Origin of the sequence: Rudaeicoccus suwonensis, assembly GCF_007829035.1 — a bacterium.
In the GTDB taxonomy this organism is placed as follows: Bacteria; Actinomycetota; Actinomycetes; order Actinomycetales; family Dermatophilaceae; genus Rudaeicoccus; species Rudaeicoccus suwonensis.
Window position 1 is genome coordinate 1,146,737 of the sequence record NZ_VIVQ01000001.1, and the last position, 25,465, is coordinate 1,172,201.

The following is a 25,465-nucleotide window of genomic DNA, read 5'->3' on the forward strand; positions in this document are numbered from 1 at the left end:
CACCTGTGGCTATGCGTATGTCGACCCTGTTCCTGCGGACCCTGCGCGAGGACCCGGCCGATGCTGAACTGCCGGGCCACAAGCTGCTCGTGCGCGCCGGCTACGTGCGCCGGGTCGCGCCCGGCATCTATACCTGGCTGCCGTTGGGCATGCGGGTGCTGGCCAAGGTCGAGGCGATCGTCCGCGAGGAGATGGACCGCATCGGCAGCCAGGAGGTCAAGTTCCCCGCGCTGCTGCCGCGTGAGCCATACGAGGTCACGAACCGGTGGACCGAGTACGGCGAGAACCTGTTCCGCCTGACCGACCGTAAGGACGCCGACATGTTGCTCGGCCCCACGCACGAGGAGATGTTCTGCCTCACGGTCAAGGACATGTACTCCTCCTACAAGGACCTGCCGCTGGCGCTCTACCAGATCCAGAACAAGTACCGCGACGAAGCGCGTCCGCGGGCCGGGATCCTGCGCGGCCGCGAGTTCATCATGAAGGACTCCTACTCCTTCGACGTCGACTCCGCCGGTCTGCAGAAGGCGTATGACGCCCACCGCGAGGCCTACATCCGCATCTTCAACCGGCTCGGATTCGAGTACGTCATCGTGCACGCCGACTCCGGCGCGATGGGCGGCTCCGCCTCGGAGGAGTTCCTCGCGGTCAGCGAGTATGGCGAGGACACCTTCGTGCGAGACGAGCACGGGTATGCCGCCAATGTCGAGGCTGTCGAGGTGCCGCAGGCTCCGGCGGTCGAGGTGACCGCGGGCCCCGCGCACGTCGAGGACACCCCGAACACGCCCACGATCGACACTCTCGTCGCGGCGCTCAACGAGCGTCACCCTCGCACGGACGGTCGCAGCTGGACCGGCGCCGACACCCTCAAGAACGTCATCGTGATGCTCGTGCACCCCGACGGCACCCGCGAACCGCTGGCGATCGGTCTGCCCGGTGACCGGGAGGTCGACGCGAAGCGTCTGGAGGCCAAGGTCGCTCCGGCCGAGGTCGAGGCCTTCGAGGAGAAGGACTTCGCGGCATATCCGATGCTCGCCAAGGGTTACATCGGCCCGGGGGTCCTCGGTTCGGAGAAGGCCTCCGGCATCCGTTACCTGCTCGACCCGCTGGTGGGGGAGGGCTCGGCCTGGGTGACCGGCGCCGACGAGCACGGCAAGCACGTCATCGATCTGGTGCACGGCCGCGACTTCACCGCCGACGGCACGATCCAGGCCGCCGAGCTGCGCGAGGGCGACGTCTCACCGTCCGGCAACGGCACGTTGCACCTGGCGCGGGGCATCGAGATGGGCCACATCTTCCAGCTCGGCACCAAGTATGCCGAGGCGCTCGGTCTGAAGGTCCTCGACGAGAACGGCAAGCTGGTCACGGTCACGATGGGCTCGTATGGCGTGGGCGTCACCCGCGCCGTGGGTGTCATCGCCGAGGACAACCTCGACGACTCCGGGCTGATCTGGCCCCGCAACGTGTCCCCGGCCGATGTGCACCTGGTCGCGACGGGCAAGGACGAAGAGGTCTTCGTCAAGTCCGAGGAACTGGTCAACACCCTGGAGGCCGCCGGCATCGAGGTGCTCTTCGACGACCGCCGCAAAGTCTCGCCCGGCGTGAAGTTCAAGGACGCCGAGCTGATCGGTGTGCCGACCATCGTGATCGTCGGCAAGGGCCTGGCCGACGGCGTCGTCGAGATCAAGGACCGCCGCTCCGGTGAACGCCGCGAGGTCGCGCTCGACGCCCTGCTTGCCGAGGTCCAGCGCGAGATCGCCGATCACGACGACGCCCGCTGAGCCAGTCGTTTCCAACACAACCGAGCCGCCCCGACAACACGTCGGGGCGGCTCAGTTGTGTCCGCGTCAGCAGGTCAGGCGGTCGGTTCTGCCGGCTTCCGGAGGATCTCGCCGAAGACGAGCGTGAAGAACAACACGAACGTCAGGATGTGAACTCCGGTGCACCACAAGCAGATTGCGTGGATCTTGAAGAACTCCGCCCACACCAGGTAGAACACCATCACCAGGCCACCGGCAGCTCCGACGAGCCGCACCGCGTCGACCACGCGCGGCGCGCGGCGCCATACCTGCGGCAGGCACAGCAACACCATGACGACGAAGAAGATCAGCCCGAGCAGGGCCACCGGCATACCCAGGAAGTGCGACCACTGACTGGTCGTCACCTTGGTGCAGTCGACGGTGCCCTTGTCCGAGCACGCCAGCGACGTCGATCCGGTGTAGTGCTCGAACGTCAGGTATGCCGCATCGGCGGCACCCAGCACGCTGAGCACGAGGCTGGTCGGTGGCAGCCAGCGCGGCGGCCGCAACGCGAGCGCGCCTGCCATCAGAGCTTGGAGCCGGCGGCCATGACGCCTGCGGTACCGCAGACGTTGCTCGGTTGATCCTTGGTGAGTTGGCAGATCTGAGCGGTGAGCACGTTAGCTGCGCCGACGATTCCCTGGGTGATGGGAGAGTTGGGGTTCTTCAGCGCGGCGATCACCTGCGCCTGCGTCATACCGCTCATCTGGCTCGCGTCGTTGTAGGTCGAGCCGGCCGAGGCGTAGGTCCCGCCGAAGATGAGGAACGGAATCGTTCCCGGACCGTTCTGCCCGATGCTCGGGACGTATTCGACCGCGTCGTACTTCGTGAACAACGCATTGTCGGCCGCGGGCGGGGTCTGCAGGGTGTTGTGGTTCTGGTCCAGCACCTCGTAGGGGGTGAACGAGATGTACTGGCTGGTGTATGACGACTTCAGGAAGTCCAGCGTCGGGATGCTGTCCTCACTTGACACCATGCCGGACAGCCCCTTGAAGGAGCCGAACCTGCTGAGCGCGGCCACGATCGACCAGCGCTCCATGGCGCAGTACGGGCAGAACTGACCGCCGTAGTAGATGATCCGCGGTTTGCCGTCGACGGTCAGCGCTGTTGCGCCCTTCAGCGCGCTCGGGAAGTTGGATGCGCTGCCCAGACCGACGGTGTTGAAGGTGCTCGCCGGGATCGAGGTCAGCGGGCCGACGAACGAACTGTTCTTGGCGGCCGCCGCCTGCGCGTTCTGCTGGTTCTGGTGGTCCTTGTCCGCGACCACCCAGAGGATCGCGACCACCGCAAGGACGACCACGACTGCGGCCGAGGTGATCGCGAGGAGCGTCTTTTGCCGTTTGGCGCGGGCCTGCTCGGCCTTCAACTGGGCGAGCTTGTCGCGTCCGGTGCGCTGCGTGGTCGACATTCGTCGTGGCCTCTCGTGGGCGATTGGTTTCCAGGGAAGTGTGGCTAGAAGCGCTGTGGGCGCGCTGAACAGAACGTGCGAGCGTCGACAATGTCGATGATCGATCAACTAGTTTAAGGGAGTGAGTTCTTCGACTGATGCGTCGTCCGTCACAACCACCCCCTGGATGCGGCGACCCGCCGCGGAACTGCTCGGCCTTCTCGCGCGGCTGATCCTGGGCATCACCTATCTGGTGGCGGGGGTGATCAAGATCCAGCAACTCGAGCAGACACGGATGGACACGCGGGCCTTCCGGATCCTTCCGTATGACGTGGCCAATCTGTGGGGCACCTTCATGCCGTTCCTGGAGATCGTCCTCGGGGTACTGCTCATCGCCGGGTTGCTGACCCGGATGACGGCCGTGGTTGGCGGCCTGTTGATGATCGCCTTCATCATCGGCATCGTCTCGGTCTGGGCGAGAGGCATCGTCATACAGTGCGGTTGTTTCGGGCACAGTGGTTCGCTGCCGACGACCGCGGCCTACAAATGGGACCTGCTGCGCGACATCGGCCTGTTGATCTGCGCGCTGTGGCTGGTGCTGTGGCCGCGCACCCGGGTGAGCGCCGATCGGGCGCTCTGGGGCTGAGGCGTCGAAAGGTCCGCTAGGTATGGTGACGCCATGCCCCGTCCAGATGCCTCCCAGAGACTTGCCGCAACCAAGCCGAAACAGGGCCCGTCACAGGCGCTGATCGCGTCGATCGTCGCCGTCATCCTGGTGCTCGGCGCTATCACGACCTTTGTGATCGTGCGCAGCAGCAACTCCAGCACCAAGGTCGCCGTGGCCGAGACCCCGGTGGGAGGGCTGCCGAACGGGAACGGCATCAACCCCTATCCCAACGTGAAGCTGCAGGCGGGCGCGCCGACGGTCGACCTCTATGAGGACTTCCAGTGCCCGGTCTGCAAGATGCTCGAGACCAACAACGACAGCCAGATCAATGCCGCCGCGCAGTCGGGCAAGATCAAGCTGATCTACCACATGATGACCTTCCTGGACGGCAACTTCGGCAACACCGCATCGGCGCTCGCGGCGAACGCGTCATACTGCGCGGCAGCCGACGGGAAGTTCGCGGAGTACCACCACCAGAACTACCTCGGCCAGCCGGCGAAGGAGGGCACGGGGTACACCGTCGCCCAGGTCAAGGAATTCGGTCAGAAGGCCGGCATCAGCGGTGCCGCCCTCACCACGTTCAACCAGTGCGTCGACGCCAACACGTTTGCGAAGTATGTCGCGGCGACGCAAACCCAGTCCGGCAAGAACGGTGTCACCGGTACGCCGACGTTGTTCTTCAACGGCAAGGAGTTGAGCCAGTCCTCGCAGCAGTACGCGGAACTGCTGCAGCAGCCCAACACCTTCGACTCGGTGCTGCAGAGCCAGACCGGCAAGTAGTCCCGACCGTTCAGCGGACCTGATCGCCCCACTGCGTCTCGCGGCGCAGTGGGGCCTTCAGTATCTTGCCGCCGGGATTGCGCGGCAACGGTTCATTGCGCACGTGGATGTACTGCGGGATCTTGAAATCCGCGATCCGGCCGCTGAGGTAGTCGGTCACCGCGACCGGGTCGATGTGACCGCCCGGTGGTGGCACGAGCACTGCACCCACTGCCTCGCCGAGGCGTTCGTTCGGCACCGCGATGACGGCCGACTCGAAGACGCCGGGAGCACCCGCCAGGGCGTTCTCGACCTCGACGCTGTAGACGTTCTCGCCGCCGCGGTTGATCAGATCCTTGGCCCGGTCGACGACATACACCTTGCCGTCCTCGGCCACCCGCGCCATGTCACCGGTGCGCAACCACCCGTCGATGAAGGCATCGCGGGTCTGTTCGGGCTTGTTCCAGTAGCCGGTGGTGATGTTCGGCCCGCGCACCAACAGCTCGCCGACACCGGTCTGCGGATCAGCCAGGTAGAGCGCCAGATCGACCACCGGCACCTGGTATCCCACCGAGTCGGCGTGCTCCGCGGCTTTGTCGTCGGGCAGCGACGTCAGCAGTGAGGCGGTCTCGGTCATACCGAAACCGTTGGAGACCTGCGCATTCGGGAAGGCCGCCTTGATCCGGTGGACCAGGTCCGGTGCGATGGGCGCGCCGCCGTATCCGCACCGTATGACGGTGCTCAGATCAGCGGTCTGCAGTGTCGGATGCGCCAGCATCATGGCGTACACCGCGGGCACGGTCACCATGAACGAGATGCGCTCGCGCGACAGTTCGGCGATCAGCCGCCCGACGTCGAGCGTCGGCATGATGACGCTGGTGCCACCGGCATACATCGACGTCAGCAGTTGGCTGTTGCACCCGGTGACGTGGAACAACGGCACGCTGATCAGCGTGCGGTAGGCATCCCCGGATGGCCGCTCCTCCCGCGGCGTGCCGCGCAGCATACTCTCGCAGTTGGACAGGAACGCCTCGTGGGTGGTGAGCGCGCCCTTCGGCTTGCCGGTGGTGCCGGAGGTGTAGAAGATCGCCGCGAGATCGCCCGGCTGAGGCTCGACCGCGGTCGCTGCTCCGCGCGGCAGAGGCTCACCCGGCGCGAAGACGTATGCCGCTCCGCTGTCGTCGAGGACGTAGTCGATCTCAGGTGGGGCGAACCGGGTGTTGATCGGCACAGCGACGACGCCGGCGAGCAGACATCCCCACAGGGCCAGCACCCAGTCGACGCCGGCCGGCAGCATGATCGCTGCACGGTCACCGGGCTGCAGCCCGGCCTCTCGCAAACCACCGGCGACCTGCGCTGCCCGTTGCCACACCTGCGCGAAGGTCAGGCGCTCGCCGTCGAGCGCGACGACGGCCTCGTCATTGGCGCGCTCGTCGGCCTGCTGGCGCAGCATGTGCACGAGCGACTGCGGCAGGTTGGTGTAGTGCGCGATGCCGTCGGCGTCGCGGCTGATGTCGGTTACGTCCCAGGTGGCCCCGCTCGGCGGGTCGACCAGCCGGATGTCGGGGGAGTGGTCGCTCATGACGCGGGGGTGAAGTAGTCGCGCGGGTTGTCCACGTGCATGCTGGTGATCTGCTGCTCGCTGACTCCCTGCTCCTTGACGGCGCACTTGAGGAAGGCCGCCTTGATGCCGGTGCCTGCGATGCCCTCGGTGATGTCCTTGATGAACAGCGGTGTCATCGGCTCGTCGCCACCGAGCAAGGTGCCTGGGCCGGTGAGGGAGAACACGAACGGCAACTCGTTGTTGATGCGGAATTCCTCGTTGAGCACGAAGACGTGCTCGTGCATCAGCACCTGACCGAGCGAGTCGATGGCGACAGCACCCCTGACTGTTGCGACTGTGGTCATGACACTCCGTCGGATCGTGGACCTGTCTTGCGATCCTATGGCGGGAGGGTGGCCTCGGGTCCGTGGTTCAGGGGAACGGCTTCGAACCCGTCGCGGACCGGCTCCGACCGTCGCTGTCAGTCGGTCATCGCCTTGGCGATAGTGATGCACTGCGAGATCCACTCGTCGTCCGGGATCGGTTCCTGCGCTTCCCAGACTGCGTTGAGCACCATGCGCGCGAACGTCCAGGCCAGTGCTCGGGACTCGTCCAGCCCGGCTGCCTCTGCCACCACGCCGAGGCGCAGTCGAAGGTGGGTGCGCACGTTGTGTGCTGCCGCGGCGTGATCCCACCGGTTCCACAGCAGCGGTGCGACGGCGAACTCCCACTCGCCCGAGAGCGGCTTGGGGTCGATCGCGAGCCACGGCTCGCGCTGCGCGGCCAGAACGTTCTCATAGTGCAGATCCCGGTGGATCAGCCTGCCGTCGCAGTCCGGCGCAAGTTCGGAGAGCAGCCCGGCCGCCTGGTCGGTCAACCGTCGCGGCACCAGCCGAGAACCACTGCGGCACAGGGTGATCCAGCGTTCGGCGCACTCGCTCAATCGCGTGAACTGCGGAGTCGCCGGCCGGTCGAGGCGGGTGAACAGGCCGCCGATGACCTCGATCGCATCCAGCAGCGGAGGGTCGGTGAGGTCGGCGTCATGGGCCACCGATTCGAGCAGCATCGCCCAGTGCGCCGGATCAGCCGCGAGCAGCCTGACCGCGCCTCGTCCATGCCAGTTCTGCAGCGCGAGGTGCTCCAGGCGGGCCTCCTCGTGCGGCCAACTGACCTTGAGGACGACCGGCTCGCCATCGCGATGGCAGGGCAGCACGAGCGCGCACTGACCGTGCCACACCGGCCCGTCGAGACGCAGCGACCACTGCCGAACGCAGTGGTCGACGATCCCCGGCAATGACGCAAGCCAGTCGTCGCCACTCACGCCGACGTCGGCGGCTCGCCCTTCGACCAACTCGCGGAAGGATGCCGGGATCGCCTCACCGCCGAAATTCATTGGCATCACAGCAATCCGGGGAAGGCCGCAGGCGTTGATCCCCACTGCCAACTCAGCCCGGTCACGTCGCCCCAGAGCTGCACGAGTCCGGCGAATTGCGCCGGCTGGTGGTGGGTCTGGCCGACCTGACTGGCGATCGTCGTGACCAGGGTGCCGAGCAGCTGCTGCGCCAACCGGCTGCGCGCCGCATCGGTCGTGGGCTGGATCGGCAGGTCGTAGCCCGGCGGCTCGACCGGGGCAGCACCGGCGGCAGTCGCCTCGTAGGAAGACCGCGCGGCATACAGCACAGTCAGCGTTGCTTGCGCCCGACTGCGAGCGTTCTCAGGGGTCTTGGCGATGATCGTCTCGAGTCCGTAGACCGCGGCGCGCAGATTCGGCAGCACCGCGACGATCGCGGTCGTGGGGGGAGTGCTCTGCGGGGCAAGCGTGATCGGCGATCCCAGCAAGCGTGTGGCGGCGACGCGGGTCGCCAGCACGGCGGCCCCCATGGGCAGGTCCGAGGTGGTGAGCTTCGAGACCTCCGACAGCAATGAGGCGGTCAGACCGACCTTCTCGATGGTCAGCAGCTGGGCGGCGGTCGGTTCGGTCACAGCCGTGGACGAGGTGGACGAGGTGGGCGAGGACGTCGAGGAGGCAGGTGCGGACGTTGCCACCGACGCCGCCGGCACCGCGATGCCCTCACTGGCCATCACGGCCTCGAGTGTGGTCAGCTGGGCCCGGTGCATCATTGCCAGTCGAGACACCCACGAGGTGGATGTGGGGACGTCATTCGTGGTCGCTGCCCGCACGCCGGCCAGCAGAGCGAGTAGCGCGGCCTGATTCTCCGGCGGACCCTGCGCCGCAATGCCAGGGATGTCGGGCGCGTTCTTCTTGAGCCGTATGTCGCAGCCGGTGAGTCCGAGAGCGGTTGTTCCGACGGTGGCCAGCAACAGCGTCCGACGGCTGGTTTTGCGTGGCGGCACCCGATCCGGCATGTGCGTCATCTTCGCATCCCGATCGCGCGGTCACGGCGATGAGACGACGTCTCGCGCCGTGAGACGTCGTGGCGTCAGGTTGACCGGCTGCTGAAGTTAATGACACGTTATGCAAGTGGTAACAAGAACGAATGGTCAATGGGCGCTGGGTGAACACACCCCGCTGAACTCGAACGAGCAGTTCAAGCTCGACGACGACGGTCTCAACGTCCGTGCGCGGATCGAACAGGTTTATTCACGTAAGGGCTTCGCCTCGATCGACCCCAGTGACCTGCGCGGCCGGATGCGCTGGTGGGGGCTCTACACCCAGCGCAAGGAGGGCATCGACGGTGGTCGCACGGCGACGCTGGAGCCGGAAGAACTCGACGCAGAGTTCTTCATGATGCGGGTGCGCGTCGACGGGGGAGCGCTCACCACGGAACAACTGCGCGTCATCGCGGACATCTCGGTGGAGTTCGCAAGGAACACAGCCGATCTCACCGACCGGCAGAACATTCAGTACCACTGGATCCGCATCGAGGACGTTCCCGAGATCTGGCGGCGCCTGGAGGCTGTGGGGTTGTCGACCACCGAGGCCTGCGGCGACTGCCCGCGCGTGGTGCTGGGATCACCGGTCGCCGGCGTCAGCGCCGACGAGGTCATCGACGCGACCCCCGCGATCGACGAGATCACCCGCCGGTTCATCGGTGACCCGACGTTGTCCAACCTGCCTCGTAAGTTCAAGACCTCGGTCGCCTGGCTGCCGGACTGCGCTCCCGAAATCAACGACCTGTCCTTCGTCGGTGTCGAACACCCCACGCTGGGTTATGGATTCGATGTCCTTGTCGGCGGGGGGCTGTCGACCAACCCACGTCTGGCTGAGCGTCTCGGAGTTTTCGTGACGCTGGAGCAGGTGCCCGACGTGTGGCACGCCGTCGTGCAGGTCTTCCGCGACTACGGCTATCGCCGGTTGCGCAACAAGGCGCGGCTGAAATTCCTCATGGCCGACTGGGGCCCGCAGAAGTTCCGCGAGGTGCTTGAAACCGAGTACCTCAAGCAGCCGCTTCCGGACGGACCGGCAGCTGCCATCGGTGGCACGACGCTGGATCACATCGGCGTGCACCGGCAGCAGGACGGCCGCTCCTACATCGGCTTCGCCCCGATCGCCGGCCGGGTGAGCGGGGTGACCCTCGCCGAGGTGGCGGACGCCGCGGAGCAGGCCGGGTCGCATCGGGTTCGCCTCACGCCCTACCAGAAGCTCCTCGTCCTCGACGTGAGCGACGATGCCGTGCAGCCGCTGACGGAACGGCTGAGTCACGTAGGTCTGCAATCGGATCCGTCGCCGTGGCGACGTTCGGTCATGGCATGCACCGGCCTCGAGTTCTGCAAGCTGGCGATCGTCGAGACCAAGGCCCGTGCACACACCCTCGTGGCCGAGTTGGAGCGGCGCCTTGCGGACATCGAGCTCGACACGCCGCTGTCGATTCACCTCAACGGCTGCCCCAACTCCTGCGCGCGCATTCAGGTCGCGGACATCGGTCTCAAGGGCCAGATCGTCACCGACGGCGAGGGACGTCAGGTCGAGGGCTACCAGGTGCGCCTCGGTGGTCGCCTCGGTCAGGATGCCGAATTCGGTCGCAAGGTCCGCGCGCTGAAGGTCACCGCTGACGATCTCGGTGACTACGTCGAGCGGGTGACGCGCACGTATGTCGACACCCGTTCTCCCGGTGAGCCATTCGCCCAGTGGGCGGTTCGCGTCGACGAGTCGGCGCTGCAATGAGCGCGCTCGACGTGGATCTGCGCGCGCTCGCTGTGGAGGCGGCCGAGCGGCTGGAGGAGGCCTCGGCTCAAGACGTGATCGCCTGGGCTGCAGAGACTTTCGGGTCACGAGTGGCTGTTGCCGGATCCATGCAGGACACGGTGCTGATCCACCTGGCAAGCAGTGTCGTGCCCGGCATCGAGGTGCTCTTCCTCGACACCGGGTACCACTTCGCGCAGACGCTGCAGACTCGTGACCGGGTCGCCGATCGATATCCGGTACGGGTGCGCACCCTGCACCCTCGCCAGACCGTCGCTGAGCAGGACGCCGACTTCGGGGCGGCGCTGCACGATCGGGATCCCGACCTGTGCTGCGCGCTGCGCAAAACCCAGCCGCTTGATGACGCCCTCGACGACTACGACGCCTGGGCCACCGGCCTGCGCCGGGTGGAGTCGCCGTCTCGAGCATCCACGGCGGTCGTCTCCTACGATGCGCGCCGCGACAAGGTCAAGCTGGCGCCTCTCGCGGCCTGGACCGACGACGACGTCGCGGCATACAGCTCGAAGCATGGCCTGATCGCGAATCCCCTTTTGCAACAGGGGTATCCGTCAATCGGGTGCGCGCCGTGCACGTCCCGAGTCGCAGCCGGTGGTGACAGCCGCGCGGGACGGTGGGCGGACAGTGACAAGACCGAGTGCGGAATCCACCTGTGAGCGGCGGCAGCACGATCTGGCTGACCGGACTGTCCGGCGCAGGCAAGACCACCATCGCGCAGGCACTGGCAGCTGAGCTGAGCGCGGTCGGCAACCGTGTCCAGGTGCTCGACGGCGACGAGTTGCGCACGAATCTGTCTGCCGGGCTTGGCTTTTCGCGGCAGGACCGCAATACCCACGTCGAGCGGGTGGGCTTCGTTGCCCAGTTGCTCGCCACACACGGTGTGACGGTGATCGTGCCGGTCATCGCGCCCTATGCCGACGCCCGGGCGCGGGTGCGGTCCTCGCACGAAACTCGCGGCCTGACCTTCCGCGAGGTGTATGTCGCAACCTCTCTGCAGGAGTGCCGACGTCGTGACGTCAAAGGCCTCTACGCCCGCTCCGCAGCCGGCGAGATCGCCGCGATGACCGGAGTCGACGACCCCTACGAACCACCCACCGACCCCGACCTGGTGCTGGACACCGAGCACGTGTCGATCGACGCCGCCGTCGCGCGCGTGCGATCGCTGCTCACTGAGCTGAAGGAGACCGCATGACGACCGTGACGGCGCTGCCCACCGACTCCGCACTGCGCGAGTTGGAGGCCGAAGCCATCGAGATCATCCGGGAGGTCGTCGCCGAATTCGACCGCCCAGCCTTGCTTTTCAGTGGTGGCAAAGACTCCGCCGTGTTGCTGCATCTTGCGCGTAAGGCGGTCTGGCCGGCACCGCTGGGCATCACCTTGTTGCATGTCGACACCGGCCACAACCTGCAGGAGGTCCTCGACTTCCGCGATGCCCTCGTCGCCGACGGCGGTCACCGCCTGGTGGTCGCCGAGGTCGAGCAGTGGCTGGCCGACGGACGTCTCGCCGAGCGCCCCGACGGCACCCGCAACCCGCTGCAGACGGTTCCACTGCTCGACACGATCGTCGAGCAGAAGTTCGACGCACTGCTCGGGGGAGCGCGACGTGATGAGGACCGCGCCCGCGCCAAGGAACGGATCTTCTCGGTGCGTGACGCCTTCGGCGGCTGGGACCCACGCCGACAGCGTCCGGAGCTCTGGAACATCTACAACGGCCGGCACGCACCCGGTGAACACACCCGCGTCTTCCCGATCTCCAACTGGACCGAGCTCGATGTGTGGCGCTACATCGCGGCGGAGGATGTCGCGCTGCCGAGCATCTACTACGCACATGACCGGGATGTCTTCGAGCGTGCCGGCATGCTGCTGACTCCCGGTCCCTGGGGCGGTCCCAAGCCGGGAGAAGCCCTGCAACGACTGCGAGTTCGTTATCGCACCGTCGGCGACGGCTCGTGTACCGGAGCCGTCCTCAGCACTGCCACGACGGTCGACGAGGTCATCGAGGAGATCTCGGTGAGCCGCATCACCGAACGCGGCGCGACCAGGGCCGACGACCGGCTGTCCGAAGCGGCGATGGAAGACCGCAAACGTGAAGGGTATTTCTAGACATGAGCGATCAATTGCGCCTGGTCGTCGCCGGCTCCGTCGACGACGGCAAGTCCACCCTCGTTGGGCGGCTGCTGCACGACACGAAGTCGATCCTGGCCGACCAGTTCGAGTCCACGCTGCGCGCGAGTGAGGGTCGTGGCGCCACCGAGATCGATCTGGCGCTGCTGACCGACGGACTGCGGGCCGAACGTGAGCAGGGCATCACGATCGACGTGGCATACCGCTACTTCGCCACTCCGGCACGCAGCTTCGTGCTGGCCGACACCCCGGGGCACGTGCAGTACACCCGCAACACGGTCACCGGAGCGTCGACGGCCGATGCCGCAGTCGTGCTGGTCGATGTGCGTGGTGGCGTCTCGGTGCAGACGAGGCGGCACGCCGCCGTGCTGGCGTTGCTGCGGGTGCCGCACGTGATCTTCGCGGTCAACAAGATGGATGCGATCGACTGGTCGGAGCAGCGCTTCGCCGAGGTCGCCGACCAGATCCGCGATGTCGCCGCGCGGGTCGGTCTGGTGTCACCGGCGATCGTGCCGATCAGTGCTCTCACCGGAGCGAATGTCGTTGCACCGGGTCCTGATTGGTATGCCGGGCTGCCGCTGCTGACCCTCCTCGAACAGCTGCCGGCGCGCCCGGATGAGATCGATGCGCCATTCCGTATGCCGGTGCAACTGGTCATCCGCCCGCGCACCGCCGAGCACCCCGACTACCGAGGTCTGGCCGGTCGCGTCGCGTCCGGAACGATCGCCGTCGGTGACTCGATCACCGCCCACCCGAGCGGCGCCACCTCCGTCGTGTCCGCGATCGACGGCCCGACCGGTCCGTTGGATCGGGCGTCGGCAGGTCAGTCGGTCACGGTGCGCCTCGCCGACGAACTCGACGTGGCTCGCGGCGAGGTGCTGACCGACGACGCAGGCATCGCCTCCTCCCGCGCGTTCGACGCCGTGCTGACCTGGCTCGACGAACGCCCGGCCAAAGCTCGACAGCGCGTTCTGATCAAGGCCGGGACGAAGACCACCCGCGGCCTGCTGTCTGCTGCGACGTCGACCTGGGATGTCGATGACCTGCGGTGGCGTGAGGCTCGAGAAGACCTGCACCTGAACGACATCGGCCGGGTGAACGTGCAGCTGGCGGATCCGGTCGCCGTCGACGACTACGCCGACCATCGAGCGACGGGTGCCTTCCTGGTCATCGATCCCGATTCCGGGGCGACTCTCGCAGCCGGGCTGACCGGCGCCGATCTCGGCCAGCTTGTCCACTGAATCGTCATACTTCACAAAGGAATTCAAACTCATGACACGTCATTCTCTGGCGACGGTGCTCACCGTGCCCGTCGTCGCCGCACTTGCCATCGCTTCGCTCAGCGGGTGCTCCCGAAGGACCTCGAGCGCCGACGACATCGCGACCGCGGGCGCGAGGACCAGCCCGGCCGCGCAGCTGCGGCTGGGGTACTTTCCGAATGTCACGCATGCCGTCCCGGTCCTGGGCGTCGCCGACGGCACCTACCGCAAAGACCTCGGCTCCACAAAGCTGACCACCCAGACGTTCAACGCGGGGCCGGCCGCGACCGAGGCACTGGTGGCCGGCTCCGTGGACGCTGTGTATGTCGGACCGAATCCCGCGATCAACGCCTACGTCAAGACCGGCGGCGCTGTCCGCCTCATCGCGGGTGGCGCATCCGGAGGAGCAGCCCTGGTCGTCAAGCAGGGCATCACCTCGATCGCCGATCTGGCAGGCAAGACCCTGGCTGACCCGCAACTGGGCGGCACCCAGGACATCGCGTTGAAGTACTTCCTCAAGCAGCACGGCTTCACCGTCAACGGCTCCGGCCCCAAGAACGTCACGGTGGTATCCGAGGACAACGCCCAGACGCTGCAACTGTTCCAGCAGGGCACCATCGACGGTGGTTGGTTGCCCGAGCCGTGGGCCACCCGCCTGGAGGTGCAGGGCGGAGCGCACCAGCTGGTGAACGAGAAGTCGCAGTGGCCCGGCGGCAACTTCATCACCACCAACCTGCTTGTCTCGACGAAGTACCTCAACGCGCATCCGGACACCATCGAGGCGTTGCTGCGGGCGCAGGTCCAGACCGCCGAATACATCCGCGCCAACCCGGCCAAGGCCGCGATTCAGATCGATGCGGCGCTGACGAAGCTCAACGGCAAGGCGCTGCCCAAGGGCGTGACCGCGAAAGCGCTCGCGAATGTCAGCGTCGGCTGGGACCCGTACGCAGCCAGTCTGCAAGAGGTCGCAGCGCACGCGGTCGACGTCGGTCTGTTGAAGAAGCCCGATCTCGCCGGCCTCTACGACCTCACGCCACTGAACAATGTGCTGAAATCTCTTGGCCTTCCAGCGGTTTCGGCTGATGGTCTGGAAGCGAAGGCAGCGTCATGAGTCTTGTCGACGAACGTATGCCGCAGACGGTCGAGGCGACCGCTCCTCGTGCACGAGTGCGCGGACTCGGCAAGACGTTTCGGCAGGGCAATCGGTCGGTGGTCGCGCTCGACGGCATCGATCTCGACGTCGCGCCGGGGGAGTTCGTCACGGTGTTGGGAGCTTCCGGCTGCGGTAAGAGCACTCTGCTGCAATTGCTCGCCGGCCTCGACAGGCCGACCACCGGCACGATCGAGACGAGCGAGCAACCGGCGCTGATGTTTCAGGAGTCGGCACTGTTCCCGTGGCTGACGGCGGCCGGCAACATCGACCTGGCGCTGCGCCTGGCTGGGGTGCCGCGCGCGCAGCGCCGCGACCGGGTGCACGAACTGCTGGAGGTGGTTCGTCTCGGCGCTGCTGGTGACCGCCGCGTGCACGAACTCTCCGGTGGGCAGCGGCAGCGAATCGCGTTGGCGCGCAGTCTTGCTCAGGGATCCAACCTGTTGCTGATGGATGAGCCGTTTGCTGCGCTCGATGCGATCACGCGGGATGTGCTGCACGAGGAGCTGACCAGGTTGTGGCAGCGCACCGGCATGAGCGTCGTCTTCGTGACGCACAACGTGCGAGAGGCAGTCCGGCTCGGGCAACGAGTCGTGTTGCTGTCGTCCCGGCCGGGCCGGGTACTGCGCACCTGGGAGGTCGAGCTGTCGCAACCACGCAGCATCGAGGATCCGGGCGTCGGAGCACTGTCGGCAGAAATCACCACGGCGTTGCGTCAGGAGATCAGTCGTCATGCCACTTCGTGAACGCACCCGCTCCGCTGCGCGTACGAGTGGCGAGCAGTCTTCGAACGGGCAGCCTGATCGCATCCGCGCCGACAGCCGCCGGACCGACGTCGATCGGCCGGAGATCGACAACCTCGACTCCGTCAGCGACGGACTGGACGCGTTGGAGGTCGTGCCCTCCCAGCGGCGGCGCGTCGACTGGGTCGCGATCGTTGCGCCGGTGCTCGTCCTCGCAGCCTTTGTCGGCGTCTGGCAGTTCATCTGGTGGACCGCATGGAAGCCGGAGTCGACCCTGCCCGCGCCTGCCACGGTCGGCAGCACGCTGTGGAGCGAGATCACCGACGGCACAGCGGGTTCGGCGATCTGGACCAGTCTGAGCCGCGGGCTGTTCGGGTTCGCGATCGCGGTGGTGGTCGGGACGGTGCTCGGTGTGCTCGTCGGCCAGGTCTCGTTGCTGCGCAAAGGTTTCCGGCCGATCCTGTCCGCGCTGCAGTCGCTGCCGTCCGTGGCGTGGGTGCCGTTCGCGCTGATGTGGTACGGCCTTGGCACCGGCACGATCTACTTCGTGATCCTGCTGGGCGCCGTCCCATCGATCGCGAACGGTCTCATCGGCGGACTCGACCAGACTCCTCCGCTGCTGCGCCGTGCCGGAATCGTCCTAGGCGCCAAGAGAGTCCAGCTCGTGCGACGGGTGCTGCTGCCAGCGGCGCTCCCGACATACGTAACGGGTCTCAAGCAGGGGTGGGCCTTCGCCTGGCGATCGCTGATGGCGGCGGAGGTCATCGTCAACAGTCCCGACCTCGGCACCGGTCTCGGCCAGCTGCTCGAGAACGGCCGCGAGCTGCTCGACATGCCGACGGTGATCTCGTCGATCCTGCTGATCCTGGCCGTCGGCATCGTGGTCGATCTGTGCATCTTCGGACCCGTCGAACGCAAGGTGCTGCGCGATCGGGGGCTCACCGGGTCGGGGTTGTGAACCCCTGACAGTGGCACCGTCGCGACCGAGTGGATGACCGGCACGGCGGTTCGCGCACCCGGGAGTCCGCTGCGATCCGGGTATTGTGTGGTGTCCACTCGAGAACAGCAGGAGCGAAAGTCACAGCCATGAGCGCGAACCCATCCGCCCGAACTTCGCGGATCGCCGCAGATGTGACCGAGGTCCTCGCTCCGATCGGATTACTGGTCGAGGACATCTCCGTCGCACCCGCCGGCAAGCGTCGCATCGTCCGTGTGCTGGTCGACCGTGTCATCGCCGATGATGCAGACCCGGAGGCACAGGTGCCGCCGCTCGATCTCGACGAGGTCGCCGAGGCCACCCGCGTCGTGAGCGAGTGTCTCGACGAGACCGACGCCATGGGCGAGCAGCCCTACGTGCTCGAGGTGAGCTCGCCGGGCACCGATCGACCCTTGGTCCTGCCACGGCACTTCCGGCGCAACATCGGACGACTGATCCGGCTCGACGGCGAAGGCAATGTCGCCGGCCGTATCCGCCGGGCGGATGCCGAGGGCTTCGACCTCGAGGTTGTCGGCAAGGCCGGCCGGATGTCTGTCCGCACTGTGACGTATGCCGATGAGCCGCGCGCTCACGTGGAACTCGAATTCAACCGGCCCGACGGCGGAGAGGACGACTGATGGATATCGACATGGCAGCGTTGCGTGCATTGGAGCGCGAACGCGAGATCCCGCTGGATGTCATCATCCCCGCAATCGAGCAGGCGCTCCTTGCGGCATACCACCGCGAGGAGGGCACCTACCGCAACGCGCGGGTCGAACTCGACCGCAAGAGCGGCCACGTGGTCGTGCTCGCGCGTGAGGACGGTGTCGTCGACGAGGACGGCGTTCGTGGCGAACCCGGTCCTGAGTTCGACGACACCCCGTCCGACTTCGGCCGCGTTGCGGCAGCGACCGCCCGCCAGGTGATCGTGCAGCGGATGAGTGACGTCGAGGACGAAGCCATCCTGGGCGACTTCCGCGGCCGTGAGGGCGACATCGTCGCCGGTGTCATCCAGCAGTCGAACGACCCGCACAATGTGCACGTCGACTTCGGCACGGTCGAGGGCATCCTGCCGTCCGCCGAGCAGGTTCCGGGCGAGACCTATCAACACGGCGACCGTTTGCGCTGCTACGTCGTGAGCGTCAAGCGCGGCCCCAAGGGTCCGCAGATCACCTTGTCCCGCAAGCACCCCAACCTGGTGCGCAAGCTCTTCGCGCTCGAGGTGCCCGAGATCGCCGACGGCACCGTCGAGATCGCGGCTCTGGCGCGCGAGTCCGGCCATCGCACCAAGATCGCGGTGCACACCAAGGTGGCCGGCCTCAACGCTAAGGGCGCGTGCATCGGGCCGATGGGCTCGCGGGTGCGTGCTGTCATGGCCGAGTTGCACGGCGAGAAGATCGACATCGTCGATTTCTCCAACGACCCGGCAGTCTTCGTCGCCGCGGCCCTGTCGCCCTCGCGGGTGCAGTCGGTCGAGATCGTGGACGAGCGCTCCCGCTCGGCCAGGGTCGTCGTGCCGGACTTTCAGCTCAGCCTGGCGATCGGCAAGGAAGGGCAGAACGCCCGACTGGCCGCGAAACTCACCGGCTGGCGCATCGACATCAGGCCGGACACTGCCGCCGCTGGCTCTGCCGCGTCGGCCACCGCAGAGTGACTGCGGTAAGCTGACGATGAGCGGTCGGCTGCGAGCCCGCCGCACACCCACGCCAGTCACAGTCCGGACAACCGGGCTGCGCACCTGTGTGGGATGCAGGGCTCGCGACGAACGGTCAATGTTGCTGCGGGTGGTCGCGCTCCCGGGGAACGACAGCGGTTCCGACCCGGTCGGGATGGCTGTCCTGGCCCCCGATGAGCGGGTCCGGCTGCCGGGCCGCGGGGCCTGGTTGCATCCGTCGCTGGACTGCCTCGACAAGGCGATCCAGCGCCGCACGTTCGCTCGCGCGTTGCGCCTTTCCACCTCGGTGGATGCAACGCGGGTGCGCGCCTGGATCACGCAGCAGCAGGTATGAGCACACGTCATACGTTCTCGTATGACGTGACGTATGACGACAGACACTGCTCGGCTTCGGCCGGGCGATCACGACCAAAGGCGGGTTTGACGCTGATGAGCACCCGATGAGTACTCAGCGATGACGCACCCATAACTGGCGGTTTGTGCTGCCCGGCGACAGCCGGAGGCCCGGACCGCCGCAAACTTCGACGAGGAGAAGCGTGGCTAAGGTTCGGGTTCACGAGCTGGCAAAAGAGCTCGGAATGCCCAGCAAGGATTTGCTGGCCTATTTGAAGGAGCAGGGCGAGTTCGTCAAGACGGCGAGCTCGACCATCGAGGCTCCCGTTGTTCGCAAGATCAAGGAAAATCCCCCCGCCGGCGCGACGACCGGTGGCGACGCCCCGGCGCAGTCCGCTCCGGCTGCCAAGAAAACATCTCCGGCTCCCGCCGCTGCGCCCAAGGCGACGGCTGGTGGCGCTGCGCCGACCCCCGGCCCGCGTCCTGGTCCGAAGCCAGCGGCGACGCCGGCTCCGGCTGCCGAGCAGACGGTTGCCGAACCGGCTCCATCCGCTGCCCCGGCGCAGCCTGCAGCTGCGGCCAAGCCCGCTGCTGCGGCGGCACCCGCCGCGGCCGCAGGGACTCGCACCGAGCAGCCGGTTGCTCCGACGGCACCGGCCGCTCGTGAAGGCGCCCCGCGTCCGTCCGCCCCGCGTCCGGCTCAGCCGGCCCCGCGTCAGCCTGCCGCTCGTGGTGGTGCCGGCGGTGCCGGTCGTCCCGGTGGTGGCGCACCCCGCCCCGGTAACAACCCGTTCTCGCCCAGTCAGGGCATGCGCTCCGGCGCTCCGGCCCGTCCGGGCAACAATCCGTTCGCCAGCAGCCAGGGCATGCCGCGTCCGGCCGCGGCACGCGGTGCCGGCGGCGCCGCGGGCCCTCGTCCGGGTGCGCCGCGCCCGGCCGGCGCGGGTGCAGCTGCCGGCGGTCCGCGTCCCGGCGGTGCCCGTCCCAACCCGGGCATGATGCCCGACCGCGCCGCTGTCCGTCCGGGTGAGCGCCCGGCACGCGGTGGCGGCCGTGGCGGGCCCGGTGGCGGCGGTCCCGCGGGTGGTCAGCGCGGTGGATTCGCTGGTCGCCCCGGTGGTGGCGGTCGTGGCCCCGGCGGTCGGGGCGGCACGCAGGGTGCGTTCGGACGTGGCGGTGGAAAGGTCAAGGGCCGCAAGTCCAAGCGCGCCAAGCGCCAGGAATTCGAGCAGATGCAGGCGCCGACGATCGGCGGCGTCAGCGTGCCGCACGGTGACGGCAAGACCGTCGTGCGCGTGCGTCGCGGCGCGTCGCTGACCGACTTCGCCGACCGCATCGATGCCAACCCCGCATCGCTGGTCACCGTGCTGTTCCACCTCGGTGAAATGGCAACGGCGACGCAGTCGCTGGACGAGGACACCTTCAAGCTGCTCGGTGCCGAACTCGGTTACAACATCGAGGTCGTCTCGCCCGAGGACGAGGAGAAGGAGCTGTTCAGCTCGTTCAACATCGACCTCGAGGCCGAGGAAGCCGCCGAGGACGACGACGACCTGCAGCCGCGTCCGCCGGTCGTGACCGTCATGGGTCACGTCGACCACGGTAAGACGCGACTGCTGGACGCCATCCGTAATGCGGACGTCGCCGAGGGGGAGGCCGGTGGCATCACGCAGCACATCGGTGCCTACCAGGTGCACGTCGAGCACGAAGGCAACGACCGCGCCATCACCTTCATCGACACCCCGGGTCACGAGGCGTTCACCGCCATGCGTGCCCGTGGTGCGAAGGTCACGGACATCGCGATCCTCGTGGTCGCGGCCGATGACGGTGTCATGCCGCAGACCATCGAGGCGCTCAACCACGCGCAGGCCGCTGACCTGCCGATCGTGGTGGCGGTCAACAAGGTCGACGTCGAGGGTGCGAACCCGGCCAAGGTGCGTCAGCAGCTGACCGAGTACAACCTCATCGCCGAGGAGTATGGCGGCGACACGATGTTCGTCGACGTCTCTGCCAAACAGGGCCAGAACATCGACGGTCTGCTGGAAGCGGTGCTGCTGACCGCGGACGCTGCACTCGACCTGCGTGCCAACCCCGACAAAGACGCCCGCGGTGTCGCGATCGAGGCCAACCTCGACCGTGGACGCGGTGCCGTTGCAACGGTTCTGGTGCAGTCGGGCACATTGCGCGTCGGTGACGGCATCGTCGCCGGCACGGCCCACGGTCGCGTGCGTGCGCTGCTGGACGAGCACGGCAACAACCTGCAGGAGGCCGGTCCCTCGCGTCCGGTGCTCGTGATGGGTCTGGCGTCCGTGCCGCGTGCGGGTGACACCTTCATCGTGGCTCCCGACGACCGCACTGCACGTCAGATTGCTGAGCGCCGCGAGGCGGCCGACCGCCAGGCGTCGCTGGCCAAGGCACGCAAGCGGATCAGCCTGGAGGACCTCAACGACGCGCTCGCCGCCGGCAAGGTGGAGACGCTCAACCTGATCCTCAAGGGCGATGTCTCCGGTTCGGTGGAAGCCCTCGAAGACGCGTTGATGCAGATCGACGTGGGCGATGAGGTCGAACTGCGCATCATCGACCGTGGCGTCGGTGCGATCACGATGAACAACATCAACCTTGCGGTGGCCTCGAATGCGGTCATCATCGGCTTCAACGTCCGGGCCGAGGGCCAGAACGCTGAGTATGCCGACAAGGAGGGCGTCGAGATCCGCTACTACTCGGTGATCTACCAGGCCATCGAGGAGATCGAGTCCGCGCTCAAGGGCATGCTGAAGCCGGAGTTCGAGGAGGTCGAGCTCGGCACCGCCGAGATCCGCGAGATCTTCCGCTCCAGCAAGTTCGGCAACATCGCCGGTTCGATGGTGAAGTCCGGTGAGATCAAGCGCGGCTCGAAGGCGCGCATCACGCGTAACGGCGTGGTCGTGGCCGAGAACATCGAGGTCGCCGGTCTGCGTCGCTTCAAGGATGACGTCACCGAGGTTCGCGAGGGCTTCGAGTGCGGTATCAACCTGGGGTCCTACAACGACCTGCAGGAGGGTGACCTGATCGCCACCTACGAGATGCGTGAGAAGCCTCGCGACTGATCGGTTGATCGGGTGATCACCCGCTGAATATTCGACGCCGGGGCGGCACCAGCCGCCCCGGCGTCGATTATTGGTGGGGTGTTCCCCCGGCAACACCGCTGGCTGTTCGTCGTGGATGTGCGCACCGCGGATCCCGCGTTGCTCTGGGAGGAGCCGGCTGGCAGGTTGGACCCATGCGATTCGGACTGGTCGGCACAGGTCACTGGGCACGTGTGACACATGGGCCGGGTATCAAGGCGTCTGCACAAGAGCTCGTGGGAGTCTGGGGCCGCGACCCCGAGAAGACCGCTGCGATGGCGGAAGGCCTTGGGGTGCCATCGTTTTCGTCATACGCGAGCATGCTCGAGGCGGTCGATGCTGTGGCCTTCGCGGTGCCGCCGGACGTGCAGGCACCGGCGGCAATCCAGGCCGCCCGTGCCGGCAAGCACCTTCTGCTGGACAAGCCCGTGGCGCTCGATGCCGAGGTGGCCGCCGAGTTGCGCGATGTCGCGCATGCCAATGCCGTGCGCAGCGTGGTCTTCTTCACTGCGCGCTTCACCCCCGAGTTGCGCGAGTGGCTCGCGACCCAGCAGGCGATCGACGGCTGGCGGGGTGCGTGGGTGCGATGGGTGGTCGCGAACCAACGGCCGGACAGCCCTTACAAGGATTCGGCCTGGCGTCAGCGAGAGGGCGCTCTCTGGGACATCGGGCCGCATCTGCTGGCCACCGTCATACCGGTGGCAGGCGACGTCACGTCACTGAAAGCCGTTGCAGGGCAAGGTGATGCGGTCTTCCTGACGCTGACACATGACTCCGGAATGGTCACCTCGGCGACGCTGTCGCTGTTCGGACCACCCGCGGCATACATCTGGTCGACGCAGTTGTGGGGAGATGCGGGGGTGACCGACGCACCGGCACCCGTCGACGAACCACAGGTCGCCTTGGCGGTCGCAGCCGACGAACTTGCTCGCAGCGTTGCAGACGGCGTCGAACATCCGCTCGGTCTGGATTTCGGCGTCCGTGTCGTCGAGATTCTGGCCGAAGCGACTCGCAGGCTGCGCTCCTGACAGAGCGATGTTCGACGGGAGGGCGGCTATCACCGCCGCCGTGTCGAATATCGAGCAGATCGGCGAGCACTACCCTGTCGATCGTGCCAGAACATCTCGTCCTCATCTCACCCAGCGCCAACCGGGTGTATGCCGCAGCCACGCCTTCGCTGATCACCGCCGAAACACGCGCACTGGCAACGGGTTTCGGCATACCTGACATCGAGGTCGAGCCGACTGTCCTCGGCGGAGTGCCGTATCTCGCAGTACGCACACCGGACCATCTCGCAGAGGACGGCGTCGCACTGCTGTCCAACCTGTCCGCGGTGCACGCGTTGTTCCGTCGTGAGGGGGCCCTGCTGGCGCCGGTGGAATTGCAACGCTCCGAGCGGTATCCGAGCGATCTGGTGACGATCCAGAAGTACCAGGGCAAGACCAACGAGCAATGGACGCGCCTCCTGCTCAACGTCACTGCCGCCGCCACCCGCCACCCGCGCAAGCTTCTCGACGGCACCCTGCAGGTGTTCGACCCGATGTGCGGTCGCGGCACGACACTCAACCTCGCGCTCTCGCTCGGTCTCGATGTCACCGGCGTCGACCTGGATCGCAAGGATTACGAGGCATATTCGGCGTTCATCAAGACCTGGCTCCGTCAGCACCGGCTCAAGCACACCGCCGAGGACAAGCAGTTACGAACGGGCGGCCAGACCCGTGGCAGGCGACTGGACATCGAAGTCGCGCCCACCAAGGAGGACTTCAAAGCAGGCGCCGTGCAGCGGGCGAGCTTCCTCAACACCGACACCTCCGACCTCGACGGGTTGCTGCGTGCAACGAGCCAGGACGTCATCGTCACCGACACTCCGTACGGCGTGCTGCACGGCTCGCACGGAGACCGCTTGGCGCGCAGCCCGTTGGATCTGCTTGAGGTCGCTCTGTCGGGCTGGCATCGAGTGCTGCGCTCCGGCGGCGCCATCGGATTGTCCTTCAACAGGCACGTCGCTCCCCGATCGGAGTTGTCGACACTGTTGCAGCAGCATGGTTTTGAGCCGGTAACGGGTGAGGAGGATGCCTTCCGGCATCGCGTCGACGCCTCTATCGACCGCGACCTGCTGGTGGCCGTCAAAGCGTGAGCGGTTCGGCCGCCACCGACGTCAGGGAGCCACCGCTGTTCTCGTGGCTGCCCCTGCTGCCCGCGCGCGATGGTGAATCGGTTTCGCACTAGGCTTGCTCTTTGCCAGCAAGACCGTCGCACCCCGGAGGCACTCATGGCTGACCCTGCCCGCGCCCGCAAGATCGCCGAGCGCACCAAGGCACTCGTCGCAGGATTCATCGAGCATCGCCTCAAGGACGAGCGCCTTGGTTTCATCACCGTCACAGACGTCCGCGTGACCGGAGACCTGCAGCATGCCTCGATCTTCTACACCGTCTTCGGCGATGACGACGAACGTCAGAAAACCGCTGCTGCGCTTGAAGATTGGCGTGGACGGATCCGGTCGCACGTGGGCAAGGGCCTCGGCATCCGCCTGACGCCCTCGCTCGAGTTCATCCCCGACGCCATCCCCGAGGGTGCCGCCTCGATCGAAGAGGCGCTGCGCGCAGCCCGCGAGCGCGACGAAGAACTCGCCAAGGCCAAGACCCAAGCGTCGTATGCCGGGGACGCCGACCCCTACAAGAAGCCGGCGCCCACGGATGAATCCGCTGACGAGGACGCAACCGATGCGCCTTCGGCTGACGTGAGCGACGCGGCCGGCGCCGGCAGCAGGTCCGACGCGGGCACCGAGCAGCAGACAGCGACGGCCGGAGCCCGGGATCAGTGACCTGGTGACGCCGGACGGCCTGCTGATCGTCGACAAGCCGGCCGGCTGGACCAGTCACGACGTCGTCGCACGCACGCGCCGGTTGGCGCGCACGCGTCGCGTCGGGCATGCCGGCACCCTCGACCCGATGGCCACCGGCGTCCTGGTGCTCGGCATCAACAAGGCCACCAAACTGCTGACCTTCCTGGTCGGCTGTGACAAGACCTATACCGCGACGATCCGCCTCGGGCAGTCCACGCTGACCGATGACGCCGAAGGCGAGGTGACCGCCCAGCATGACGCCGCCGGCATCACCGATGCTGCGGTCGCGGCCGCCGTCGAGGCACTGACCGGCGACATCCAGCAGGTCCCCAGCTCGGTCAGCGCGATCAAGGTCGACGGCGTCCGCTCGTATGCCAAGGTGCGCGGCGGCGACGACGTCACACTGCAGGCACGGCCCGTCCGCGTCGATCGCTTCGACATACTCGATCGCCGCGAATCACCGGACGACACAACGGATTCGACGTTCCTCGATCTGGACGTCGAAGTGGTGGTGTCATCCGGCACCTACGTCCGCGCACTCGCTCGCGATCTCGGCACGATGCTCGGGGTGGGTGGCCACCTGACCGCGCTGCGCCGCACCCGCGTCGGCCGGTTCACGCTCGACGATGCGCGCGCCCTGACCGACCTCGAGCGCGGCTTCGACGCCGGCGCGGTGCTTGACGTCGTACCGATGGCGGCTGCCGCGGCGGCGCAGTTCCCGGTGCGCGCCGTCACTGCGACCGAGGCCCGCGATCTGCGGCACGGAAAACGTCTCGCCGCCCGTGACGAACGCCACGACGTCAGCGCTGCGATCACCGCTGCAAACGAACTCGTGGCCATGCTCGACGAGAGCGGCGCCATACCTGTGTCCCGGGTTGTCTTCCCGGCCTGACGATTCGGCCCTCCCCGGTCGAACAGGTCGGCCCCGCCATACAGGTGGAT

General features: G+C 67.0%; 25 protein-coding genes. 19 read left to right on the forward strand and 6 right to left on the reverse strand.

Annotated features, from left to right (window positions below):
* The first annotated feature begins 11 nt into the window (after positions 1-11).
* Entirely contained in the window at positions 12-1,781 is a 1,770-nt protein-coding gene (locus BKA23_RS05260) for a proline--tRNA ligase (protein WP_145226140.1), read from the forward strand.
* A gap of 74 nt (positions 1,782-1,855) precedes the next feature.
* On the opposite strand, the gene BKA23_RS05265 is transcribed toward BKA23_RS05260, so the two are convergent.
* Positions 1,856-2,326 (reverse strand): vitamin K epoxide reductase family protein, encoded by a 471-nt coding sequence (locus tag BKA23_RS05265; RefSeq protein WP_145226142.1) that lies wholly within the window; start codon positions 2,324-2,326, stop codon positions 1,856-1,858.
* Entirely contained in the window at positions 2,326-3,207 is an 882-nt protein-coding gene (locus BKA23_RS05270; RefSeq protein ID WP_145226146.1) for a DUF929 family protein, read from the reverse strand. Before BKA23_RS05270 ends, BKA23_RS05265 begins: the two co-directional genes overlap by 1 nt.
* Before the next feature lie 121 nt (positions 3,208-3,328).
* Here BKA23_RS05270 and BKA23_RS05275 point away from each other — a divergent pair, with 121 nt between their 5' ends.
* Together BKA23_RS05275 and BKA23_RS05280 are read left to right on the forward strand one after the other, a co-directional pair.
* Entirely contained in the window at positions 3,329-3,832 is a 504-nt protein-coding gene (locus BKA23_RS05275; RefSeq protein ID WP_211841598.1) for a DoxX family protein, read from the forward strand.
* A gap of 33 nt (positions 3,833-3,865) precedes the next feature.
* Positions 3,866-4,633, forward strand: a complete 768-nt coding sequence (locus BKA23_RS05280) for a DsbA family protein (protein ID WP_145226148.1) — start codon at positions 3,866-3,868, stop codon at positions 4,631-4,633.
* A 10-nt stretch (positions 4,634-4,643) separates the two neighbouring features.
* On the opposite strand, the gene BKA23_RS05285 is transcribed toward BKA23_RS05280, so the two are convergent.
* The 4 genes from BKA23_RS05285 to BKA23_RS05300 form a co-directional block, all read right to left on the reverse strand.
* Positions 4,644-6,194, reverse strand: a complete 1,551-nt coding sequence (locus BKA23_RS05285; protein ID WP_145226150.1) for a class I adenylate-forming enzyme family protein — start codon at positions 6,192-6,194, stop codon at positions 4,644-4,646.
* On the reverse strand, positions 6,191-6,520 hold the full coding sequence (locus tag BKA23_RS05290; RefSeq protein WP_211841599.1) for a hypothetical protein: 330 nt from the start codon (positions 6,518-6,520) through the stop codon (positions 6,191-6,193). The genes BKA23_RS05285 and BKA23_RS05290 overlap by 4 nt, the downstream gene beginning before the upstream one ends.
* A gap of 116 nt (positions 6,521-6,636) precedes the next feature.
* Positions 6,637-7,554: an aminoglycoside phosphotransferase family protein gene (locus tag BKA23_RS05295; RefSeq protein ID WP_246104465.1), complete on the reverse strand. Its 918-nt coding sequence runs from the start codon at positions 7,552-7,554 to the stop codon at positions 6,637-6,639.
* Positions 7,554-8,531, reverse strand: a complete 978-nt coding sequence (locus tag BKA23_RS05300) for a ferritin family protein (protein WP_145226152.1) — start codon at positions 8,529-8,531, stop codon at positions 7,554-7,556. Before BKA23_RS05300 ends, BKA23_RS05295 begins: the two co-directional genes overlap by 1 nt.
* Before the next feature lie 106 nt (positions 8,532-8,637).
* Here BKA23_RS05300 and BKA23_RS05305 point away from each other — a divergent pair, with 106 nt between their 5' ends.
* The 16 genes from BKA23_RS05305 (at position 8,638) to truB (ending at position 25,415) form a co-directional block, all read left to right on the forward strand.
* On the forward strand, positions 8,638-10,281 hold the full coding sequence (locus BKA23_RS05305; protein ID WP_246104466.1) for a nitrite/sulfite reductase: 1,644 nt from the start codon (positions 8,638-8,640) through the stop codon (positions 10,279-10,281).
* Positions 10,278-10,973 carry a phosphoadenylyl-sulfate reductase gene (locus BKA23_RS05310; protein ID WP_145226156.1) on the forward strand — a complete coding sequence of 232 codons (696 nt, stop codon included), beginning with the start codon at positions 10,278-10,280 and terminating at the stop codon, positions 10,971-10,973. The genes BKA23_RS05305 and BKA23_RS05310 overlap by 4 nt, the downstream gene beginning before the upstream one ends.
* Positions 10,970-11,509 carry an adenylyl-sulfate kinase gene (gene cysC / locus BKA23_RS05315; RefSeq protein ID WP_246104467.1) on the forward strand — a complete coding sequence of 180 codons (540 nt, stop codon included), beginning with the start codon at positions 10,970-10,972 and terminating at the stop codon, positions 11,507-11,509. The genes BKA23_RS05310 and cysC overlap by 4 nt, the downstream gene beginning before the upstream one ends.
* The gene (gene cysD, locus BKA23_RS05320; RefSeq protein ID WP_145226160.1) at positions 11,506-12,420 is read left to right on the forward strand and encodes a sulfate adenylyltransferase subunit CysD; all 915 of its coding nucleotides are present in this window, start codon (positions 11,506-11,508) and stop codon (positions 12,418-12,420) included. The genes cysC and cysD overlap by 4 nt, the downstream gene beginning before the upstream one ends.
* A gap of 2 nt (positions 12,421-12,422) precedes the next feature.
* Positions 12,423-13,682 carry a sulfate adenylyltransferase subunit 1 gene (locus BKA23_RS05325; RefSeq protein ID WP_145226162.1) on the forward strand — a complete coding sequence of 420 codons (1,260 nt, stop codon included), beginning with the start codon at positions 12,423-12,425 and terminating at the stop codon, positions 13,680-13,682.
* Positions 13,683-13,713: 31 nt separating this feature from the next.
* Positions 13,714-14,811 (forward strand): ABC transporter substrate-binding protein, encoded by a 1,098-nt coding sequence (locus tag BKA23_RS05330; protein ID WP_145226178.1) that lies wholly within the window; start codon positions 13,714-13,716, stop codon positions 14,809-14,811.
* Positions 14,808-15,596 carry an ABC transporter ATP-binding protein gene (locus tag BKA23_RS05335; protein ID WP_170226380.1) on the forward strand — a complete coding sequence of 263 codons (789 nt, stop codon included), beginning with the start codon at positions 14,808-14,810 and terminating at the stop codon, positions 15,594-15,596. Before BKA23_RS05330 ends, BKA23_RS05335 begins: the two co-directional genes overlap by 4 nt.
* Positions 15,583-16,551 (forward strand): ABC transporter permease, encoded by a 969-nt coding sequence (locus BKA23_RS05340; protein ID WP_145226181.1) that lies wholly within the window; start codon positions 15,583-15,585, stop codon positions 16,549-16,551. The genes BKA23_RS05335 and BKA23_RS05340 overlap by 14 nt, the downstream gene beginning before the upstream one ends.
* Positions 16,552-16,679: 128 nt before the next feature.
* Complete coding sequence (gene rimP / locus BKA23_RS05345; protein ID WP_145226183.1) at positions 16,680-17,207, forward strand: ribosome maturation factor RimP; 528 nt, start codon at positions 16,680-16,682, stop codon at positions 17,205-17,207.
* Positions 17,207-18,223: a transcription termination factor NusA gene (gene nusA, locus BKA23_RS05350; protein WP_145226185.1), complete on the forward strand. Its 1,017-nt coding sequence runs from the start codon at positions 17,207-17,209 to the stop codon at positions 18,221-18,223. The genes rimP and nusA overlap by 1 nt, the downstream gene beginning before the upstream one ends.
* 16 nt (positions 18,224-18,239) lie before the next feature.
* Positions 18,240-18,578: a YlxR family protein gene (locus BKA23_RS05355; RefSeq protein ID WP_145226187.1), complete on the forward strand. Its 339-nt coding sequence runs from the start codon at positions 18,240-18,242 to the stop codon at positions 18,576-18,578.
* Between the two features lie 202 nt (positions 18,579-18,780).
* Positions 18,781-21,660, forward strand: a complete 2,880-nt coding sequence (gene infB / locus BKA23_RS05360) for a translation initiation factor IF-2 (RefSeq protein ID WP_145226189.1) — start codon at positions 18,781-18,783, stop codon at positions 21,658-21,660.
* Positions 21,661-21,833: 173 nt separating this feature from the next.
* Positions 21,834-22,706 (forward strand): Gfo/Idh/MocA family protein, encoded by an 873-nt coding sequence (locus BKA23_RS05365; RefSeq protein ID WP_145226191.1) that lies wholly within the window; start codon positions 21,834-21,836, stop codon positions 22,704-22,706.
* Between the two features lie 83 nt (positions 22,707-22,789).
* On the forward strand, positions 22,790-23,815 hold the full coding sequence (locus BKA23_RS05370; protein ID WP_145226193.1) for a TRM11 family SAM-dependent methyltransferase: 1,026 nt from the start codon (positions 22,790-22,792) through the stop codon (positions 23,813-23,815).
* Positions 23,816-23,950: 135 nt separating this feature from the next.
* Positions 23,951-24,502, forward strand: a complete 552-nt coding sequence (gene rbfA, locus BKA23_RS05375) for a 30S ribosome-binding factor RbfA (RefSeq protein WP_145226195.1) — start codon at positions 23,951-23,953, stop codon at positions 24,500-24,502.
* 4 nt (positions 24,503-24,506) lie between these two features.
* Positions 24,507-25,415, forward strand: a complete 909-nt coding sequence (gene truB / locus BKA23_RS05380) for a tRNA pseudouridine(55) synthase TruB (RefSeq protein WP_425473745.1) — start codon at positions 24,507-24,509, stop codon at positions 25,413-25,415.
* The last annotated feature ends 50 nt before the right edge of the window (positions 25,416-25,465 follow it).

Bases quoted from the DNA above. Each gene is read 5' to 3' on its own strand.
- rbfA (WP_145226195.1), top strand. From the start codon at position 23,951: ATGGCTGACCCTGCCCGCGCCCGCAAGATCGCCGAGCGCACCAAGGCA.
- BKA23_RS05285 (WP_145226150.1), bottom strand. From the start codon at position 6,194: ATGAGCGACCACTCCCCCGACATCCGGCTGGTCGACCCGCCGAGCGGG.
- BKA23_RS05290 (WP_211841599.1), bottom strand. From the start codon at position 6,520: ATGACCACAGTCGCAACAGTCAGGGGTGCTGTCGCCATCGACTCGCTC.
- BKA23_RS05265 (WP_145226142.1), bottom strand. From the start codon at position 2,326: ATGGCAGGCGCGCTCGCGTTGCGGCCGCCGCGCTGGCTGCCACCGACC.
- BKA23_RS05325 (WP_145226162.1), top strand. From the start codon at position 12,423: ATGAGCGATCAATTGCGCCTGGTCGTCGCCGGCTCCGTCGACGACGGC.
- BKA23_RS05355 (WP_145226187.1), top strand. From the start codon at position 18,240: ATGAGCGGTCGGCTGCGAGCCCGCCGCACACCCACGCCAGTCACAGTC.
- BKA23_RS05340 (WP_145226181.1), top strand. From the start codon at position 15,583: ATGCCACTTCGTGAACGCACCCGCTCCGCTGCGCGTACGAGTGGCGAG.
- nusA (WP_145226185.1), top strand. From the start codon at position 17,207: ATGGATATCGACATGGCAGCGTTGCGTGCATTGGAGCGCGAACGCGAG.
- BKA23_RS05270 (WP_145226146.1), bottom strand. From the start codon at position 3,207: ATGTCGACCACGCAGCGCACCGGACGCGACAAGCTCGCCCAGTTGAAG.
- BKA23_RS05330 (WP_145226178.1), top strand. From the start codon at position 13,714: ATGACACGTCATTCTCTGGCGACGGTGCTCACCGTGCCCGTCGTCGCC.
- BKA23_RS05310 (WP_145226156.1), top strand. From the start codon at position 10,278: ATGAGCGCGCTCGACGTGGATCTGCGCGCGCTCGCTGTGGAGGCGGCC.
- rimP (WP_145226183.1), top strand. From the start codon at position 16,680: ATGAGCGCGAACCCATCCGCCCGAACTTCGCGGATCGCCGCAGATGTG.
- BKA23_RS05335 (WP_170226380.1), top strand. From the start codon at position 14,808: ATGAGTCTTGTCGACGAACGTATGCCGCAGACGGTCGAGGCGACCGCT.
- BKA23_RS05260 (WP_145226140.1), top strand. From the start codon at position 12: ATGCGTATGTCGACCCTGTTCCTGCGGACCCTGCGCGAGGACCCGGCC.
- cysD (WP_145226160.1), top strand. From the start codon at position 11,506: ATGACGACCGTGACGGCGCTGCCCACCGACTCCGCACTGCGCGAGTTG.
- BKA23_RS05300 (WP_145226152.1), bottom strand. From the start codon at position 8,531: ATGACGCACATGCCGGATCGGGTGCCGCCACGCAAAACCAGCCGTCGG.
- BKA23_RS05295 (WP_246104465.1), bottom strand. From the start codon at position 7,554: ATGCCAATGAATTTCGGCGGTGAGGCGATCCCGGCATCCTTCCGCGAG.
- BKA23_RS05280 (WP_145226148.1), top strand. From the start codon at position 3,866: ATGCCCCGTCCAGATGCCTCCCAGAGACTTGCCGCAACCAAGCCGAAA.
- BKA23_RS05365 (WP_145226191.1), top strand. From the start codon at position 21,834: ATGCGATTCGGACTGGTCGGCACAGGTCACTGGGCACGTGTGACACAT.